The 18,866-nt window shown below is 61.0% G+C and carries 15 protein-coding genes and 1 pseudogene; 4 read left to right on the forward strand and 12 right to left on the reverse strand.

Annotated features, from left to right (window positions below):
- Positions 1–12 precede the first annotated feature (12 nt).
- The 11 genes from icmH to ACIPZ5_RS19530 all read right to left on the reverse strand — a co-directional run bounded on the left by icmH (position 13) and on the right by ACIPZ5_RS19530 (position 12,649).
- On the reverse strand, positions 13–729 hold the full coding sequence (gene icmH, locus ACIPZ5_RS19480) for a type IVB secretion system protein IcmH/DotU (protein WP_085679573.1): 717 nt from the start codon (positions 727–729) through the stop codon (positions 13–15).
- Entirely contained in the window at positions 726–2,069 is a 1,344-nt protein-coding gene (gene tssK / locus ACIPZ5_RS19485) for a type VI secretion system baseplate subunit TssK (protein ID WP_400810168.1), read from the reverse strand. Before tssK ends, icmH begins: the two co-directional genes overlap by 4 nt.
- Entirely contained in the window at positions 2,066–2,788 is a 723-nt protein-coding gene (gene tssJ, locus ACIPZ5_RS19490) for a type VI secretion system lipoprotein TssJ (RefSeq protein WP_400810170.1), read from the reverse strand. Before tssJ ends, tssK begins: the two co-directional genes overlap by 4 nt.
- A gap of 24 nt (positions 2,789–2,812) precedes the next feature.
- Positions 2,813–5,410 (reverse strand): type VI secretion system ATPase TssH, encoded by a 2,598-nt coding sequence (gene tssH, locus ACIPZ5_RS19495; RefSeq protein WP_400810172.1) that lies wholly within the window; start codon positions 5,408–5,410, stop codon positions 2,813–2,815.
- Entirely contained in the window at positions 5,407–6,477 is a 1,071-nt protein-coding gene (gene tssG, locus ACIPZ5_RS19500) for a type VI secretion system baseplate subunit TssG (protein WP_400810174.1), read from the reverse strand. The genes tssH and tssG overlap by 4 nt, the downstream gene beginning before the upstream one ends.
- On the reverse strand, positions 6,441–8,261 hold the full coding sequence (tssF, locus tag ACIPZ5_RS19505; protein ID WP_400810175.1) for a type VI secretion system baseplate subunit TssF: 1,821 nt from the start codon (positions 8,259–8,261) through the stop codon (positions 6,441–6,443). The genes tssG and tssF overlap by 37 nt, the downstream gene beginning before the upstream one ends.
- Positions 8,261–8,743: a type VI secretion system baseplate subunit TssE gene (gene tssE / locus ACIPZ5_RS19510; RefSeq protein WP_400810177.1), complete on the reverse strand. Its 483-nt coding sequence runs from the start codon at positions 8,741–8,743 to the stop codon at positions 8,261–8,263. The genes tssF and tssE overlap by 1 nt, the downstream gene beginning before the upstream one ends.
- Before the next feature lie 26 nt (positions 8,744–8,769).
- Entirely contained in the window at positions 8,770–10,272 is a 1,503-nt protein-coding gene (gene tssC / locus ACIPZ5_RS19515; protein WP_060511716.1) for a type VI secretion system contractile sheath large subunit, read from the reverse strand.
- A 14-nt stretch (positions 10,273–10,286) separates the two neighbouring features.
- A complete protein-coding gene (gene tssB / locus ACIPZ5_RS19520) occupies positions 10,287–10,826 on the reverse strand; it encodes a type VI secretion system contractile sheath small subunit (RefSeq protein WP_060511758.1) in 540 nt (179 codons plus the stop codon).
- Positions 10,827–10,890: 64 nt separating this feature from the next.
- Positions 10,891–11,640, reverse strand: coding sequence for a hypothetical protein (locus tag ACIPZ5_RS19525; RefSeq protein ID WP_085679696.1), 750 nt, complete (start codon positions 11,638–11,640; stop codon positions 10,891–10,893).
- Between the two features lie 439 nt (positions 11,641–12,079).
- On the reverse strand, positions 12,080–12,649 hold the full coding sequence (locus ACIPZ5_RS19530) for a hypothetical protein (RefSeq protein WP_400810178.1): 570 nt from the start codon (positions 12,647–12,649) through the stop codon (positions 12,080–12,082).
- 139 nt (positions 12,650–12,788) lie between these two features.
- On the opposite strand from ACIPZ5_RS19530, the gene tri1 reads away from it, so the two are divergent.
- Positions 12,789–13,904, forward strand: a complete 1,116-nt coding sequence (gene tri1, locus ACIPZ5_RS19535) for an ADP-ribosylarginine hydrolase Tri1 (protein ID WP_400810180.1) — start codon at positions 12,789–12,791, stop codon at positions 13,902–13,904.
- 26 nt (positions 13,905–13,930) lie between these two features.
- On the opposite strand, the pseudogene ACIPZ5_RS19540 reads toward tri1, so the two are convergent.
- Positions 13,931–14,697, reverse strand: a pseudogene (locus tag ACIPZ5_RS19540) (IS5 family transposase); the annotation flags it as partial.
- Positions 14,698–15,248: 551 nt separating this feature from the next.
- Between ACIPZ5_RS19540 and ACIPZ5_RS19545 the strand changes: the two are divergent.
- Genes ACIPZ5_RS19545 through tssI form a run of 3 tightly spaced genes read left to right on the forward strand, consistent with a single transcriptional unit; the run spans position 15,249 to position 18,864 of the window.
- Entirely contained in the window at positions 15,249–16,259 is a 1,011-nt protein-coding gene (locus ACIPZ5_RS19545; protein ID WP_400810181.1) for a hypothetical protein, read from the forward strand.
- A gap of 3 nt (positions 16,260–16,262) precedes the next feature.
- A complete protein-coding gene (locus ACIPZ5_RS19550) occupies positions 16,263–16,967 on the forward strand; it encodes a hypothetical protein (protein ID WP_400810183.1) in 705 nt (234 codons plus the stop codon).
- Positions 16,968–16,998: 31 nt separating this feature from the next.
- On the forward strand, positions 16,999–18,864 hold the full coding sequence (tssI, locus tag ACIPZ5_RS19555) for a type VI secretion system tip protein TssI/VgrG (protein ID WP_400810184.1): 1,866 nt from the start codon (positions 16,999–17,001) through the stop codon (positions 18,862–18,864).
- The last annotated feature ends 2 nt before the right edge of the window (positions 18,865–18,866 follow it).

Below are 18,866 nucleotides of genomic sequence, written 5' to 3' on the forward strand. Positions count from 1 at the left end.
CCTGAGGTGTGCTCAGGCACTGAACAGCTGGCGGATTTGTTCGGAAAGCGCGGCGACGTCCTTGTCCAGCAACCAGTCGAGCGTCAGGTACACGGCGACGCAGACCAGCGCGATCAGCGCCAGGTAAACCCACAGTGGCACCTCGTGGCGCAGCATCTGCGACACCTGGTCGGGCAGCGCCCAGTCCGGCGACAGGGCCTTGGGCGCCTTGCGGTAGCGGGCGATGTCCTGGCCGAGGGTGTTGGCCAGGTAGCGCAGCTGGTCCTTCTGGCCGACGCTGAACTTGCCTTCGAAGCCCAGCGCCAGGCACAGGTGGTAGACCTCGAGCACGTCGATGTTCTGCTTGACGTCGGCACGCAGCGCGTCGACCTTCTCGTAGAAGCCTTCGCCGGCCAGGTGCACGCCGAAGTAGCGGAACTGCAGCGGCTGCAGCTCGAAATGCCGGCGCAGTTCGTTGTCACCCGAGCGCAGCACGCTTTCGTCGAGGAACGCGCACAGGGCGTACTGGGTGTCCTTGACCTGCTCGACGCTGTAGTTGGCGGCACGGGCATCGCGTTCGAGGTTGGCGAAGAAGCGCTCGACGCTGCCTTCGAAGGCCTGCACCGAGGTGACCTGGCGGCCACGGCGCACGATCAGCGCCATGCTGATGAAGTCCTGGACCAGGTCCTTGAGCGTCGGTTTGTCGTTGGCGGCCGCGACGGCGCCCTGTTGCAGTACGGCTTCGGTCATTTGAGCACCGCCATCAGTTCAAGCTTGAGGTTGGTAAAGGCGCTGGGCGCGTAGAAGCAGATGGTCTGGGCATTCATCATTCGCTCATACACATGGCCGTGCGGCTCGATGGCGAAGTACTGGTTGTCCAGGCGCACCGGGATCGCGTTCGGCAGGCGTGCGGCGTGGTTGAGGGTGACGCCAGGCATGGCGCTGTTGACCACCACCTCGATGTCTTCCGGCGAGCCGACCTTGAAGGCCCGTGGCACCAGCTCCAGCAGGCTGGCACCGGGCATGTCGGCGTGCACCGCAATATAGAAGTCCGCTTCGACCAGGCGCGGGTCGCGCAGCTTGCCCTGCCAGTGCCCCGGTTTGGTCAGGGTCAGGTCGATGACGATGCACTGGTTGGGCACGACGTTGTCGAGCATCACCCGGATCATCTCGTCGAGCTTGACCAGCGACGCCGCCGGGTCGTGATGATCGTACTCGGGGATATCGCTGAGCTGGGTGTCCAGGCTGAAGGTCAGCAGGCCGCCGGCCAGGTCGGCGAGGAACAGGTACAGGCGCTCCGGGTGCAGGCGCGGGTGGGCCAGCAGGTGAGCGAGCTGCGGGTGGGCCCGGTTGACGGTGTTCAGCAACCAGAACAGGGTGACGTCGCTGGAACCGAACTCGGCGATCTGGTCGGCACGCTCGCGGCGCCGGCCCGACAGCGCCTTGCTCTTGGCCTGCAACGCGCCCAGCAAGCGCTTGCCGATGCCGGCCAAAGTCTCATGGCTGCCCAGGTGCAGGGTCGGGTGAACGAAATGCGGGTCGAGGCTGAAACCGCCCATGCTGTTGCGCGTTAGCTGGGCCAGCGGGCAATGGCTGTAGCCGTCCAGGTTGTCACCGTCGACCAGCAGCACCACGTTCAGGCGCAGGCTGGTGATCTCGTTTTCCAGCTCGCCTTCGTTGAGGTCGGGCAGGGTGTCGAACTGTTTGCGAAAGCGCCGGGCGGCCTTGTGCTCATGGCCATCCTCGACGTAGTTGAGGCCGAACGGCTCGGGCAGCTTGAGCGCGGCATAGACCTTCAGGTCGTTGGCCTTGAGCAGGTCCTTGAGGTCACGCGCGGCCGGCAGCGGGTCATGCTGCGGTGCGTCGTACAGGCTGCCGTCGGGAAACACCAGCTTCAGGCGCTTGAGCTGCAGCGAGCCGTTGGCCAAGGCGTCCTCGTCCACCTGCAACAGCTGCACACCCCAATGGAACGGGGTGCCGCGCAGGGTCGCCTCGGCCAGCTGGTGCTGGTGGAACTCATCCTGGTACTGGAAGTGCTGGGGCAGCAGGAACATGCCTTCCGACCACATCACCCGGCTCTGCTTGCTCATTTGACGCTATCCACTAATGAATTGAGGGTTTTATCTGCAGCGTTCTGCGCCGACTGGCCGGCAACATCAGTGGCCTTGTCGAGTACCGCGTCCTGCACCTTGTCGGTGAGGGTCGGTGTGGCTTGCTTGGCCTTCTCTGCGGCCGCCAGCTGGTCCGCGGTCGGCGGTTTGTTCAGCACGTCGACGCCGCGCATGGCGCTGATTTCGGTCTTGTCCACCAGCACCCGCAGGCCGTCGGAGGAGAACCAGATGCCGTCCTTGCGCAGCGAGTTGGCGTCGAAGGCGACTTTCCAGCGCGCGCCCTGTTCGTCACGGAAGAACGCCGCCACACCCACGTAGCGTGCACTCTTGGCCAGCGGCCACTGGTCGATCTGGCCGATGCCCGGCAGCAGGGTGATCTCGCGGGCTTCCACCAGGGTGTTGCCCAGGGCCTTTTCCGGGGTGTCCCAGAGGGTCTCGGCATCGCTGGCGGCGAAGCGTTCGAGGTCGGTCAGCTGGTACACGCGCATCACCACCGACAGCGGTTTGCCCTCGGCGTCGGGGTTGAGCTGGTTGCCGCCGTCGGACGTCAGGATGACCTTCTCGCTGTCGGTCAGCATGTCGGCCGCCCAGCTGTCATCCATGCGTTTGCCGATGCGGTCGGTGACCCCGCAGCCGGCCAACGCCAGCAGCAGGGCGGCGGTGGTCAGGCGCTTGAGGGCGGTGTGCTTGTGGTGCATGACGGCTAAACCTCCTTGTACGGCTCAGGCCAGGCGATAGGCGAAATCGCCATCGCTGCCCAGCTCGATCACCAGGCGCTCGATCGGCGCATCCTGGGCCATGCGCTCGAGCACGCGCTGGGCGAGTTCGGGCATCAGGGTCTGGGACAGAATGTTGTCGATGTTGCGCGCACCGCTGTCGACCTCGGTGCAGCGCGCGGCAATGGCCTTGACCAGCGCCTCGTCGTAACTCAGTTCGGCCTGGTGGTTGCGGGCGAAGCGCTTGGCGATGCGTTCGAGCTTGAGGGCGACGATGCGCTCGAGGATCTGGTCCTGCACCGGGTAGAACGGCACGATGCTCAGGCGGCCGAGGAAGGCGGGCTTGAACACCTGGTTGAGCTCGTCGCGCAGGCCTTCGACGATGGCTGCCGGCGTCGGCAGTTCGGCCGCGTTCAGGCAGGTCTGCATGATGCGCTCGGTACCGGTGTTGGAGGTGAGGATGATCACCGTGTTGCGGAAGTTGATCTCGCGGCCCTCGCCGTCGTCCAGCACGCCCTTGTCGAACACCTGGAAGAACAGTTCGAGCACGTCGGGGTGGGCCTTTTCCACCTCGTCGAGCAGCACCACGCTGTACGGCTTGCGGCGCACGGCTTCGGTCAGCACACCGCCTTCGCCGTAGCCGACGTAGCCGGGTGGCGAGCCCTTGAGGCTCGACACGGTATGCGCCTCCTGGTACTCGGACATGTTGATGGTGATCAGGTTGCGTTCACCGCCATACAGGGTGTCGGCCAGGGCCAGGGCGGTTTCAGTCTTGCCGACGCCGCTGGGGCCGAGCAGCAGGAACACGCCGATCGGCTTGTTCGGGTCTTCCATGCGCGCGCGGGAAATCTTGATGCGCTTGCCGATCTCGTGCAGGGCGTGGTCCTGGCCCAGCACGCGCTCGCCGAGCAGGGCCGGCAGGCGCTGCACGGTGTCGATCTCGTCACGCAGCATCTTGCCCAGCGGGATACCGGTCCAGCCGCTGATGACCTGGGCGATGGCGCCGCTGTCGACCAGTGCGTGGACCAGTGGCTGGTCGCCTTGCACCCGGGCAAGCTCGCTGCGCAGGGCGTTGAGCTGCGCGGCATCGGCGTCGTTGGCGGCATCCAGCGCCTTGAGTTGTTCGACCAGCGCCAGCTCCTGCTGCCACTGCTCGTTCAGTTGCTGTTCCTGCTGCTGCTCGGCTTGCAGGGCTGCCTGCAGCTCACCGAGGCGGCGGGCGTGGTCGTGGCCCTTGCCGGCTTCGTGGCCGAGCACGGCGATTTCGGCCTGCAGGTTGTCGATCTGCCGGCGGCAGTCTTCCAGCGCACCGGGCTGCGACGACTGCGCCAGGGCGATGCGCGCGCAGGCGGTGTCGAGCACGCTGACGGCCTTGTCGGGCAGCTGGCGGCCGGTGATGTAGCGGTTGGACAGGCGCACCGCCTGCACCAGCGCTTCGTCCATCACCGCCACCTTGTGGTGCTCGCGCATCTTGCCGAGCAGGCCACGGAGCATGTGGATGGCCTTGTCTTCGTCAGGCTCTTCGACCTTGACCACCTGGAAGCGGCGGGCGAGGGCGGCGTCCTTCTCGAAGTACTTCTTGTATTCGGCCCAGGTGGTGGCCGCGATGGTGCGCAGCTCGCCACGGGCCAGGGCCGGTTTGAGCAGGTTGGCGGCATCGTTCTGCCCGGCCTGGCCGCCGGAGCCGATCAGGGTGTGGGCTTCGTCGATGAACAGGATGATCGGGTGCAGGCTGCGCTTGACCTCTTCGATCACGGACTTCAGGCGGTTTTCGAACTCGCCCTTGACCCCGGCACCGGCCTGCAGCAGGCCCAGGTCGAGGGTGTGCAGGGCGACGCCCTTGAGTACCGCTGGCACGTCACCCTGGGCGATGCGCAGGGCCAGGCCTTCGACCACGGCGGTTTTACCGACCCCGGCTTCACCGGTGAGGATCGGGTTGTTCTGCCGGCGGCGGGTGAGGATGTCGACCATCTGCCGCACTTCGAACTCGCGGCCCAGCACCGGGTCGATGCGGCCTTCACGGGCGCTCTGGGTGAGGTTGACGGTGTACTGGTCCAGCGCCGGGGTCTTGCCGCCGGCCTTGGTGTTGCTGGCCACCGGTGCTGCCGGGCTGGCAAGGGCGCTGGCCTGTTTCGATTCGGCGCTGCCTTCGACCAGGGCGGCGAGGTTCAGGCGCAGGTCGTCGGCGTTGATCTTCTCAAGCTCAGGTGCCGAAGCGACCACCACGCGGCGCAGTTCGGCGTCGTCGAGCAGGGCCTGCAGCAGGTGCGCGCTGCGCACCTGGCCGACGCCGTATTCAATCGAGGCCAGCAGCCAGGCCTGTTCGATCATGCGGGTGATGTGCGGCGACAGCGCCGGGGTGCGGGTGTTGCCTTTCTTGAAGGTGCCCAGGGCGGTGACCAGCTGCGCCTGCAGGCGCTCGGCGACCACGTCGTAGTGGCGCAGGATCGGTGCCAGGTCGCTGTCGTCGTTGTCGAGCAGCTGCAGCAGCAGGTGCTCCACCTCGACGTCGTAGTGGTGCTCCGACAGGCACAGGGCCGCCGCGCTTTCGGTGGCCGTGCGGCTGGTTTCGTTGAGCTTGGCGAACAGAGACTTCAGGTTCACAAGGCGACCCCATCGTAAGGAATGTGGAAAACGGCGCAACGCGAAGGCTCCGCGTCACGGCCAGGGCGTTTGAGCCAGCCCAGCCAGCCCAGCGCGACATTGCCGCTGCGGCCCAGCTGGGCGCGTGGCACGGCCTCGCGCTTGAGGCGCGGGGCGATTTCGAAGTCCAGCTCGGCGCCTATATAGAAGCGCACCAGCTCGACAAGCTTGCGGTAGCACGCGGTACCCGGCTGGAAACGCTGGTAATCGGCAAGGCTCAGCGGGCCCAGTTCGATACGGATGCTCGACTGGTAGTCCCAGACCCGGTTGCCGGCGACCGCACTGTGGCCCAGCTGCGCGTTCTTGCGCCCCAGCTGGGTGCATTGCTCGGGCTGCAGGTTCAGCCAGCGCCCGGCGAACTGCTTGACCTTGATCGGCAGCGAGAAATAGAAGCCGAGCATCACTTCAAGGTTGAGCGCGTTGCGTGGCTTCTGACTGAGCAGCCCGGCAAAGTAGCTGAACAGTTCGCGGCGCAGCGCCGACGGTTGTTCTTCGAACTTGAGCTTCTGCGCACGCGGGCCCAGGCCGACCAGGTTGAGCAGGTAGCCATCGAAGCCCGAGGTGCCGTTGCGCTCGTGCTCGATATGGAATTTGTACTTCTGCCAGGCCTCGTAGAACAGCGTGGTCATGCGGTGCGAGAAGATGTCGAGAAACGCATGGGCAGCATCGTCGCGGTACTGCACGTGGCGCTCGAGCAGCAGCTCGGTGTACGGGCGCGGCAGCACGCCCGACGGCCCGACCAGGCCCATGAAGGTGACTTGCACCTCCGACAGTGGCAGGCCGGCCGCAGATACCTTGCCTTCGCGCTCGAAGTGCAGGTCGCTGACCTCGCTGGCCGGGAACGCCAGCGACAGCTGGGTGCGAAAACGCAGCGGGTCTTCGTGCGGCCGGGTTGCCAGGTCCATGCGCCCGGTACGGCTGTAGTGCAGGCGGAGCAGGCGCACCAATTGAAAGAATTCGAATCGGTGCGGTTCGGCTCGGGCCTGATCGATCAGACCAGGGGCTGATCGCCAGTGCGTGCTGGCCATTGGACGATTCTCTTTTCTCGTTGTTGGGAGCGCAGGCTCAGTTGGGTGAAGCTGTTCATCGAGCAGTACTGGCCGAAGAAGTGGTCCAGCACCATGCCGAACAGGAACACGCCGCTGCCGGTGAACTGGTTTTCGTCGAGGGTCAGGGTGATGCCCACGCCCCGCACGAAGTTCGGCCGTGGGTGGCCGATGCGCGCGACCACCGGCTCGCTGCTGATCGCCTTGATGCCGTTGATCTGTTTGCGAATGGCCGAGACGTTGCGGTAGTTGTACAGCGACAGCAGTTCGAGCAGCACTTCGCGGCCCTGGCTGACCAGCGACAGGTGGTTCAGCGACAGGTGCGCGATCAGCCGCCAGATCAGGCCCTTGCCCAGCGGCACGCGTACCGTGGCGGTGGGTTTGCGCAGGCAGCGGATATCCTTGATCACCGAGTTGGCCGGGAAGTTGAATTCGCCCCGGTCGCCACCGAACGGCAGCATCAAGGGCACATCGCGGTTGCTGCAGGTGAGGCCGATGCTGAGGGTGTCGCTGCTGCCGTCGATCAGTTCCAGGTCGCGGTCAACCACGCGGATGCTCATGGCCGTGGCGTCGCCCTGGTTGCGCCGCCGGGCGATCCAGAAGCTGGTGTGCGGGTCTTGCTCGCCACGCGGCTCGAAGAACGGCTGGCAGGTGGCGACCTGGTCGATGCCGCCGATCTTGCGCACCCGCCGCACGCGGTCGATCGACACCACTTCGGCAGCATTGTGCAGCCGGGTGTCGGGGATGACCGGGTATTCGTGCTGAGTGTGGGTCAGCTTGATCGGTTCGGCCTGCTGGCGGAACAGGTTGATGATCGGCGTGCAGTTGAGCTTGAAGTTGTTGCGCCCGATGTTCTGTGTCAGCCGCGCCAGGCGCTCGCTGAGGTCGTAGTCGCAGAAGTAGAAGTTGATCTCGACCTCTTCGATGGCCTTGCCCTGCAGGATGCGGGCAAAACCACTGAGGTCGAAGAACATGAATTTGTCGGGGAAGGTGAAGTACTCATGCAGCAGGCGGTAGCCCAGGAACGAGCGCTCGGAGTAGTCCACCAGGCCTTCGTCGCGGGCATAGCCCACGGCTTTCAGGGCTGTGGCCGGCAGCGCAACTTCGCGGCTGCGGCCTTCGTCCTGGAAGCACAGGGTGGCTTTGGCCAGGTTGTTGAACAGCAGCTCGTACAGGTGCAGCATCAACGTCGCTTCGCCGTCGAGGAAGAACCGCAGGCGGTCGATTTCCATCTGGCCGAACAACGCGTCACCGTTTGCTTGCAGGCGGATGCGCAGGCGCGCCACCAGGTCGGCGCTGTGGCCGTTGAACGCCGAACGTTCCATTTCTGCGAACGAGGCCTGTTGCACGCTGATCGGCCACAGTTCTACCGGGTAGCAGGTGCGGAACTTGCACACCACGCCTTCCACGGCATTGGCCTGCATCTCGGTGTGGCGCGCCACACGGTAGGCCTCGGTGACCTTCTCATGCTTGCCCAGGCTCAGCTCGGCGATCGACATCGACGGCGTGGGGCGCAGGTAATGCGGATACAGCACCTCAAGGAAGGATTCGACGATTTCCGGAAACTCGTCATCGAGCTTCTTGTGCACCCGCGCAGACAGGAACGAGAACGCCTCGATCAGGCGCTCGGTGTGCGGGTCTTCGCAGTTGTCACCCTCGATCAGCAGCCGCGAAGCAATCTTCGGGTACTGCGCGGCAAACTCCTGGCCGAGGAAGCGCAGGTGCGACAGTTCCTTTTCGTAGTAGGGCAGCAGTTCGTCGAGCATCAGTTGAGGTTCTGCACTTTGTATTCCTGGGTGTTGACCTGCAGCACGGCGTCAAACGACACCTGGCGGCTGATGTCTTGCAGACGCAGCACGGCGTCCACGCGGAAGGTCAACATGCGGTGGCCGTTTTCCTGGGCCAGCAGTTGCACCCGCACCCGGCGGAAACGCCGGTCGCCGGTGCTGATCGCCCGCTCCAGCTGTTGCTGGATGAGCCGGCGATCATGGGGGTCGAGCACGCTGCGGCTGATGAAGTCGGGCATGCCGTATTCAAGGATGGAACCACCGAGCTGCTTGAAGCCGTCGAGTTCCTCGGCGACCAGGGACTGGCGGGTGTTCACCAGCACCTCAAGGTCGCGGACGATGCTCGCCTTGTACTCGGCCAGCGAACAGGTGCGCTGCGCAGCCGCTTCGGCCGACTGGTACGGACGGTCGTCCAGCAGTCGGTCGAGCAGCGAGGGCAGCAGGCGGGCCTGATTACTCATGTGTCATCCCTGTACACAGCAGCCGGTCAGCCGCGGGCGCCTTGCGGCAGTTCGGCGACCAGGCGCAGCGAGGCGGTCAGTTCGTCGAGCTGGTAATGCGGGCGCAGGTAAGTCACGGCCTTGTACACGCCAGGCTTGCCGGGCACTTCGAACACCTCGGCGCGGGCTTCGCGCAGTGGGAACTTGGCCTTGGCCTCCTGGCTGGCGGTGTCGTCGAGCAGCACGTAGCTGGCCAGCCACTGGTTGAGGAAGCGTTCCACATCCATGCGCGAGGCGAAGCTGCCGATCTTGTCGCGCATGATCGCCTTCATGTAGTGGGCGATGCGCGAAGTGGCGAAGATGTACTGCAGCTGCGCCGACAGGCGTGCGTTGGCGTTGGCGATGTCGGTGTTGTACTGCTTCTGCTTCTGCGCCGACTGGGTGCCGAAGAACGCGGCGTAGTCGGTGCCCTTGCAGTGCACCAGGGGAATGAAGCCGAGGTCCGACAGCTCTTTCTCGCGGCGGTCGGTGATGGCGATTTCGGTCGGGCACTTGAGGGCGATTTCGCCGTCGTCGGTCTTGAAGGTGTGGGTCGGCAGGCCTTCGACCAGGCCGCCACCTTCCACGCCACGAATGGCCACGCACCAGCCGTAGCGGGAGAAGGCATCGGTGACGCGGGTGCCGAGGGCGTAGGCGGCGTTCATCCACAGGTACTTGTTGTGGTCGCGGCCGTCGACGCTTTCGACGAAGTTGAATTCCTCCACCGGCGTGGTATCCGGGCCATAGGGCAGGCGGCCGAGCACGTGGGGCAGGGTGAGGCCGACGTAGCGCGAGTCTTCCGAGGCGCGGAACGACTTCCACTTGGCGTATTCGACGGTGTCGAAGATTTTCGCCAGGTCACGTGGGCCGGACATCTCGGTGAACGAGTCCCAGCCGAACAGCTCGGGCGAGGCAGCCGAAATGAACGGCGCGTGGGCTGCGGCGGCCACGTGCGAGATCTCTTCGAGCAGGTACATGTCTTCGGGGCTGCGCTTGAACTCGTAGTCGCCGATCAGCATGCCGAACGGGGCGCCGCCGAATGTGCCGTACTCTTCTTCGTAGACCTTCTTGAACAGCGCGCTCTGGTCGAATTCGCTGGCGGCCTTGAGGTCGCGTACCAGGTCCTTCTTCGAGGCGTTGAGCAGGTGGATCTTCAGCGTGGTGCTGGTTTCGGTCTGGTCGACCTGGTACTTCAGGCCGCGCCAGGAGGCTTCCAGCTGCTGGAACTCACGGGCGTGCATGATCTCGTTCATCTGCTCGGAGAGCATCGAATCGATTTCGGCAATGCGTGCGTCGAGCACGGCGATCAGGTCTTTGCTCGGGGTCATTTCGCCCTCGAGCACCTGGTTCACCAGCTCGCCGATCAGGTCGCGGGTGCGGTTGCGCTCGGTGTCGGAACGCGCCACGCGGCTTTGCGAAATGATGCTGTCGAGCAGCGAAGGCTGAGGGGCGAAGTTTTCCACTTCGACCAGGTCGCCGGCCTGTTGCGGTGCGGTTTGCTTGTCAGTCATGTTCGGGCTCCTGCTCAGGCGCGATCGTCGCTGGACGGGTCTTTCACTTCGGCTTCACGGCCGAATTCCTGGCCCAGGGTCTTGAGCTTTTCGGTGTTCTGCAGCACGTCCATCAGCAGCTCTTCGAGCTTGTCGTTGCCGCCCATCTTGTTGCGCAGGTCGGCCAGCTTGTTGCGCACTTCCAGCAGCTTGCGCAGCGGTTCGACCTGCTTGACCACGTTCTGTGGCTCGAAGTCTTCAAGGCTGTTGAAGTTCAGTTCGACGCCCAGCTGGGTGCCGTTCTTGGCCAGGGTGTTGTCGACGCGGTAGGTCAGGCGCGGCTTGATGCCCTTGAGCACGCCGTTGAAGTTGTCGCGGTCGATGAAGACGAACTTGCGGTCCTTGAGCTTGGGCAGCGGCTCCAGCGGGTTGCCGGAGAAATCGCCCAGCACGCCGACGACAAAGGGCAGCTCTTTCTTCTCGATGGCATCGCCGATGTCCACGTCGTAGGTGATATGGACCCGAGGCGCGCGAACGCGGTCGAGTTTGTGCTGGGTGCTTTCCTTCTTCGCCATCGTGTTCTCCAGTGCGAGCAATTCGCTGCGAATCATTGCGCGGCCCGCGAGCGGGCGCTGCGCGTTACAGTCCTTCGATCGTCAGCAGCAGGCGCTGACGGATGTCGTCGTTCATTTCCAGAATGTTGTCGCGCCCCACCAGCTCTTCGAAGCTGGTGTTGCCGGCAATTTGCGTGCTGCTGCGGATCACCGAGTCGTCAGGCAGTTGCGAACGCACCGGCGAGCTGATGACGCAGAACGGCAGGTCGCCAAAGCCCTTGAGGCGCTCGAAGCTGAGCCCGTAGCGCAGGCCTTCGAACAGCCGGCCAAGGCCTGGCGATTTGCTCAGGCAGTAGAACAGCACCAGGTAGTGCACCACGAAGCGGTACAGCTCGGCGCTGCTGCGGTTGGGGTCTTTGATGACGGTGCGAAACTGCGCCAGATCAAAGGCGTGGAAGCCCACCACCCAGCGCGTCGGGCTGGTGATACGAATGACCTGGCCGCTCTGTTCGAGGACCTTGTCGTATTCCAGCGGGAACAGTTCAGGGGTGGTGCTGATCAGGTTCAGCGGCACTTCCAGCTCGCTGACCAGCTGGAACGGCGCGGCCGAGCCGATGCGCTCGTAGAGTTCGATCAACGACTGGAAGTGGCCCTGGGTTTCGCGCCCGCTGCTGCGCTGGGCGCCTTGCAGGTATTCGCCAAACAGGGTTTGCGGACGGATCAGCGGTGCCACGGTGGCAAGGTAATCCGCCGCCTGCGCCTTCAGCGCATCGGAGATCGCCCGCGTCTGGCTACGCAGCTTGATCAGTGCTTCGACATCGAATGTCTGTGTCATCGGTACATCGTCCATGAGCCTGCTTGATCGTCCTGAAACGCCAATGGCGTGGACCTGAAAATCGCGCCTCTCGGCTGCGGCAAATTTGAGTGCTGGCACATGAATATCGTGTTGCCAGCAATGCCGAGTAGGGCACCCCGCTGCGGAAGAAGTTCCGGCGAGGGGCGCGATTTTTTCCCTGTTTTGTGAAGTTGCGCAATGATGGCTGGATGGTGGCTCTGTATGGTTTTGTCTACTGAAAATGGGGCCTTGGCCCCTAAACTCAGGGGGCGAAAGTGCTAATGGGCCGGAAAAAATGACCGTAAAAAGTTTTTGTAAAAAAGTGAAGCCGGTCTCATTTTTGTGCGCGGAGCCGTTAGCAGTCGGCTGCCATCGCGGCCCGTTTCAATGATGGCAACGCGACGAAATATGCCGCGCCAAAGCGGTTTCGCAGGGATTGCTAGAGCGGCTTTGAACCGGCCATGCGACCCTCGATTCCCCACTCCCGCAACCACCCGAGCAAGGCGTGTAATTCATCAGTGGCCTCGACCGACAGCGTGCCGTTTTCATGCAGGGCGGCATCACTGAGCGTGCCCATGCCGCAGGGCATAGCAAACACGCTCAAACGAACCTGTTCGGGGTCGCTGTGCAGCCGTGAGTGGTAGCCCAGGAGCGTGTTGGCCCAGCTTGGGTAGCCGCCATCGCGCAGCAGCAAGGTTGCTGTTCGCGCCAGTACCGCCGAGATCTCCGCCAGCTCCCAGGTGCAGGGGGCAGCCGTGCCGCGCTGGGTGCCAGGTTGCGTCATCAAGAGGTGGTCCAGTTCGCGGCGGCGGCAGCGAACGACCATGGGCAGCGCTGCCGAAGATTCTTTTAGCCAGGCATCGTATTGGGCCCTGTCGATGCGGTAGTACTCTTCGTAATCGACCAGAGCATTGCTCACCGGGATGGACAGGTAGCACTGCTGTGAAGTCAGTTCTACTCCAAGCGAGAAGCGATGCTTGCAGCTTGTGTAGGTATCTTTGAATTTCATGCTGAGAAGCGCCTTGGAGGTGGACTCTAGCGGCCATCCAGATGGTCTCGGCTTTCCGCCAGTACGAGTCGTTGCCAGTGAGCAGCAGGTTCAGCAGAATGTTCGCATGGATGAGCGCAACCCACAGCAAGGAATGAGCATGATCGACCTGAGAAGCCCGGATGCAACGCTGCGTGAGTACGCGCAGCGTTATGCCAGTCTGCTACCCGAGTGTTCGCCGCAGTTGCAGCAGCGCATGAGCTATACGCTGGAGCCTGATGCCCCCAGACTGCCGCGTATCAAGCCGGGCTGGTTGAGCGACAGGCCCTGCACATTGTCACCGGAGCAGGCCCTGGACCGCGCGCAAGGAGCACTGTTGGGGCTGGCGATTGGTGATGCGGTTGGCACGACCCTGGAGTTTCAGCGGCGCGATCAGGGGCATGTTACCGACATGGTCGGCGGTGGTCCTTTCCGCCTTGCGCCGGGTGAGTGGACCGACGATACCAGCATGGCGCTCTGCCTGGCGGATACCTACGCAAGCCAAGGCAAGTTCGATTACGCGACCTTTGCCGATGCGATGGTGCGCTGGTACCGGCAAGGTGAGAACAGCGTCAATGGGCGCTGCTTCGACATCGGCAATGTTACCCGTCGAGCCCTGGAAGGGTGGGAGGCCCAAGGGCTTGCGTGGATGGGTAATCTCGAGGCCTCGACAGCGGGCAACGGTTCGTTGATACGGCTCGCGCCCACGGCCATTTTCCGACGCCATTCACTGTCGGCAACCTGGTGGCAGAGCGTAACGCAGAGCAGTGTGACTCACCGCGCGATTGAGGTATCGGAGTGCTGCAAGTTATTTGGTGCGCAGTTGCATTTGGCGCTCAATGGCGCGGACAAGGATGAGGCATTGTCGCCGAAGGTGCGCCCCCTGCAGCCCCGGGCCTTGATCATCAATGCCGGCGAGTACAAGCACAAAACCCGTGAGCAGATTCGCTCGTCCGGGTATGTGGTCGATACCTTGGAAGCAGCGCTCTGGGCCGTATGGAATACGGACAATTTCAGGGATGCGATTCTGTTGGCGGCCAACCTTGCCGATGATGCCGACAGTGTGGCGGCGACGGCGGGGCAGATTGCCGGAGCATTGTATGGCGTGTCGGGCATGCCGCCGGAGTGGGTGGCTAAAGTTGCCTGGTCGCAACACATTCGTGATTTGGCTAGCCGACTATTTGAACTTGCGCCACCGGGTGATGAGTTAGATGAGCTAACTTACGATCGGCGCTGAAAGTTTTGCAGGTTGATTGCGTGCTCTCTGGTCTTGACACTCAGGTCGGCACGATTGGGGTCAAACATGCGCTCGATGATGTTGCGCTGTCGGTATTTGAGCCGGTCAAACAGTCTTGGTAAGCCAGGCTTGGGCTTGCGCTTCATCGAGCGCAACGGGATGACGGGCTGCATTCGATATTGGTCGCAGTAGTAGCGTAGTGCTTCGGCGTCGTAACCCTTGTCGGCGAGCAGCCATTTGCAGCGTTTGCGCGGGCGGCCACGTTGGGTCGATGGAATGCTGACCTCGTCCAACAATGGTTGTGCGTAGCTGATGTCACTGGCTTGCCCGCCAGAGAGGAGAAAGCGCAGCGGTGTTCCGTTGGCGTCGCAAAGCATGTGGATTTTGGTAGTCAGGCCGCCGCGACTGCGACCTAGAGCATGATCGCAGGCTCGTCAGGCCCCCTTTTTTTCCCGGCGCCAGATGAGGCTCGGGTCGCGCGTACTGCGGTTGAGTCGATCATCCAGGTTTGCAGATCGATCAAGCCTTGCTCATTCAATCTCAGGTGCAGACGTTTGAGCATCTGCTCGAAAGTCACTTGGTTTCGCCAGCCCCGAAACCGTTGATACACCGTTTACGATGGGCCGAAGCGCTCAGGCATATCTCGCCATGCAACACCCGAGCAGAGCACCCACAGCACGCCATCGAGCATTAGGCGGTCGCTTAGTCGGGGCCGGCCTCGGCCATGGGTTTCGATGAAGAGTCCGGAGATCATATCCCAGGCCTCGTCCGTGAGTTCGTAGCGCCTTGCCATCACAGAATTCCTTTCCGTTAATGGCGCTCTACAAAATTCCCAGCGCTGGAGGAGCGACGATTAGGTTTCTCGGGATTTCGTACAGAGCGTAATTCTCTCAATACAAGCATGAGTCTGCGGATGGGTCAAAGTTTCTGACGGTTTAGGCACTCTTTAGTCAAGTACCGTCATCGCTCGATGAAGGCTCTCGCTGCTTCGTGTGGCGTAATGACATCATCTGATCCCGCGTAGAGCAATCTACTCTCTTGATGTCAAAACGATATTGCGAGACCTCATGCAAGTTGACAAAAGCCCGCTTTCCGGTGTTTTCTCTCCGGCTCAGGCAAGACTGGCTACGAATTGTGACGCAGTTGGCATTTTTCTTTTTTTAAGGGAACTTAACTGCGGTGCTTTGGTCGCACTGGCGTATTGCGTGATATCACCGCGCTAGCCGTTTGGGCAGCCTGAAACAGGAATCTAGTGAGCATGGAGCTATGTATGTTGCCAGGTAACCACGCTGTCTTCATCGGGTTTGCCCTAAACGCATCGTTATCAGTTGCGCGGAGGGCGGTGTGAACAGCTTTTATCCGTGTACCGCAGCTGACCCAATGGGTGTTGGCCCAGAGGACGGGTTGTTAGGTGACGGGGCCTTGCCTTGGCCGAGAGACGTTGCAGCTCGTGCGTTCCCATCTCTGGTGGACATCGGGGGCTCTTACGCAATTGATACTATCAGCGGTGCGGAATTTCTGATTGCCGAGCTCAGTAACCCCGAAAGTGATCTGAGCGAAACGGAGGCCGAAGAATATCTTGCGCTGCTCTGCTCTGTACTCGGCAAAATAAAATCTACAGGTGCAGCGGGCGGGGAGCAGTTTTTAGCCCTAAAGAAAAAGGCCGAGTTGATCCCAGTAGTTGGGCCCTTGTTATTCTCTACTACGAACTTGCCTGGCACGCTTACCAGCGTAGGGGTCATTGTTCACTCAGGTACTCAGGCCACCAAGGTGGAGAACTTACTGGACTTAAGCGATGCCACTAAAAAGCAATTGAAGCGATGGGCATCTTCACGCGGCAAGCCGGGAAGCGTTTCTCCACGCCGTGCATTTCGTGGGCGTATAAAGCTTGTCACCAAAGGCGGTAACCTTTTTTTTGAAATTCCTGCTACAGAAAAAGCCAAAATTTATCGTGTAGCGGGGAAGGTCGCTGGCGATGTTATTCACCTTCCCGCATTTGGCACCTCAAAAGAACTCAGTCGATTGGCTCACGTCGACAATAATGGCTATGGGCAACGCGGTGTCGGGAAAGTACTGGGCAAAGCAGGGCCCGCCTTGGCGTTTGGTCCGCAATTCGTGATGGATGTTCATGATGCAACCAGCGTCGAAGACTTTTTCAAAAGGTCTGCTTATAATCAGCCGACGAATGCGGCGGCATTTGCGGCCGGTTGGGCCATTGGTACTTTCGTGGGTGGGCCCGCCATCGTTGTGCTAGCTGTGGGCTGGGTCGCCGGTGTACTGGTGCAGCTAGTCATGAGCGATGAACAAACGGGCGCGGGCAACGCCATTGGCAATTTCTTGACTGGAAAAGACTAGAGCATGTTGGCAGTTGAACTTGACAGGTTTTTTGCAAAAATCCTGGCCGCAGGGTTCTTTTATTCTATGTTTGCGGCTTTTGCCGCCGGCATCATGCCGCAGGTATTTTTCGTGCCGGCGATAATTACCCTGTTGGTTTGTGTCTATTGGTCTATGGTCTGTGCCTATCGCACCGAGCGGTTCACAACCTATGCCAGTTTTCGGTTGCTCACTAATTTATTTGTGGCGCCCATGCTGGCATTTGTCTTGATACTGGCCGTGAGTTACAAGCGTGCAAAGCTGGATCCGGTTAGTGCTGTTGCGCTGAGTTGTGTGCCATTCGTCATTGTTGGATTCGCCTATGTTGTGCTGCGCCAGCGACCCGTCGAGCGTCAAGTTCTCGAGGTAGTAGGAGGGCGCGTTGATGTACTGGAAGAGGCGTCTTCACACAGCCCATGGATGGCAGGGGTAAGTGCAACTGTAGGTGGCTTGGTGTACTCCGCTTTTCGGCAATACGATTCCCTGTATATGGGGGTGATTGTTTTGGCGATTTCAATATCTATCTATATGGTTTTTTACTGTCGCCATAGTATTTCCTCGTTGCGTGCACTCAGGCAGCAAGAAGCAAGTGAGGGGTGCCAGTACACCTTCATGGATATTGAGGGTGTGCGGGAAAAGCGCGCAGGCTCACTGCTCGGTAGGCTCTTCGCGATTAAGCATAGCCAATGAGGCTTGCCACTCATAAGCTTGGAGGAAGATCATGCTAATGGAAAATTTTTCAATCGATTCCCTGTTGAACCCCCAGAACAGGCGCTTGTTCAAACTTAACATTCAAGCGGCGTCGGGCATGGAAAGCTTTGTGCTTGAAAATTTTTCAGGTAACGAAGGGCTGTCGCGACTGTATCAATTCGATCTGGCATTGTTAAGCGATACGGCCAACGTCAAGTTGAAAACGCTAATCGGCCGTCCTGCCACTCTTGAAATCGAGCTTGCCGATGGCACTGTTCGTCATGTAAATGGCTATATTAACAGGTTCAGTTCCCAAGGCAGCGATGGGGGCTATGTACGCTATGCTGCGGTGCTTAGCCCTTGGCTGTGGATGTTGACCTGCCGATACGACTCGCGCATCTTTCAGGGCAAGACCGTAGAGGATGTCGTCAGTGAAGTATTCGCGGGTTTCGGCACGCTGCCAAAATATGAGTTTCGCCTTGGCAAGGCGCTCAAGCAACATAGTTATATCACACAATATCGTGAGAGTGATTTCAACTTCGTCCAGCGCTTACTCGAGAACGAAGGGTTGTTTTATTATTTCGAGCATACGGCTGACTCGCACACATTGATCATCACTGATGATTCCCGCACGTTGCTACCATTGCCCGAGCAACCGCAGATTCGTTTCCACAGCGCTTCGGTAACGGAGACCGCAGATTCGATCATGCAGTGGCGTGCAACGCGCCAGCTTCAGTCTGGCAAAATCGCCGTACGGACCTTTGACTACCGTCAGCCTCGTAACTTTCTCCCGGTGACCATGCAGAGCCTTAACGAGCAAGGTGATGTAGAGCGTTTTGAAATCTATGACTTCCCCGGGCAATACACGCATGGCACCTACGAAGATGGCGAATCCATGGTGCGCAATCGTGTGGAGGCGCTTGAGTTACTCGGTAAGACGTTCTATGGCGACAGCAATTGCCGCGCAATGAAGCCTGGTTATACCTTTGAGTTGACCCAGCACTACGAGCACGATCTGGGTGACGCTGAGAGCCGGCAGTTTTTGTTGATAAGCGTTGAGCACCGCGGCAGCAATAATTACATGACCGGCGACCAAGCCGGTTACTTCAACAAATTTGTATGCGTCCGAAAAAAAATTCCTTACCGGCCTCAGTTGAGCACCCGCAAACCTTCAATCAATGGGCCACAAACCGCCATTGTTGTCGGCCCACCTGGTGAGGAAATTTACACGGATGAATTGGGTAGGGTGAAATTGCAGTTCCATTGGGATCGGCAAGGCCAGTTCAACGACCAAAGTTCCTGCTGGGTACGCGTCGCCCAGTCCGGTGCCAGCGGCGGCTTCGGCAGCATCCAGATCCCCCGTGTGGGCGACGAAGTGGTGGTGGTGTTCCTCGATGGCAACCCCGACCGCCCGCTGATCATGGGCAGCCTGTACAACAGCACCAACACCCCGCCATGGTCGCTGCCGGCGAACAAGACCCAGAGCGGTTTCCTGACCCGTTCGATGAAGGGTGATGGCGGTACTGCCAACTTCTTCCGCTTCGAGGACAAGGCCGGCGCCGAGCAGATCATCATGCATGCCGAGCGCAACATGGACACCGAGATCGAGCTCGATGAAACCCATGATGTGGGGAACAATCGCACGATCACGGTTGGCGGCACGCACACCGAGACGGTCAAGAAAGACACCGTGGTGAAAGTGACCGAGGGCTCCTACACCCTGCAGGTCGACAACCAGTTCATCCAGGTGGCTGCCAAGCAGCACATCATCCTGCAGGTTGGCGACAGCAGCATCACGTTGACCCCGGAAGGCATCGAAATCAAGGGCAAGGTCATTACCACGACCAGCTCCGACATCACCAAGATCACAGGCGCCCCGGTGCGGATCAACGACTGAGG

The organism is Pseudomonas sp. NPDC089428, assembly GCF_044749325.1.
In the GTDB taxonomy this organism is placed as follows: domain Bacteria; phylum Pseudomonadota; class Gammaproteobacteria; order Pseudomonadales; family Pseudomonadaceae; genus Aquipseudomonas.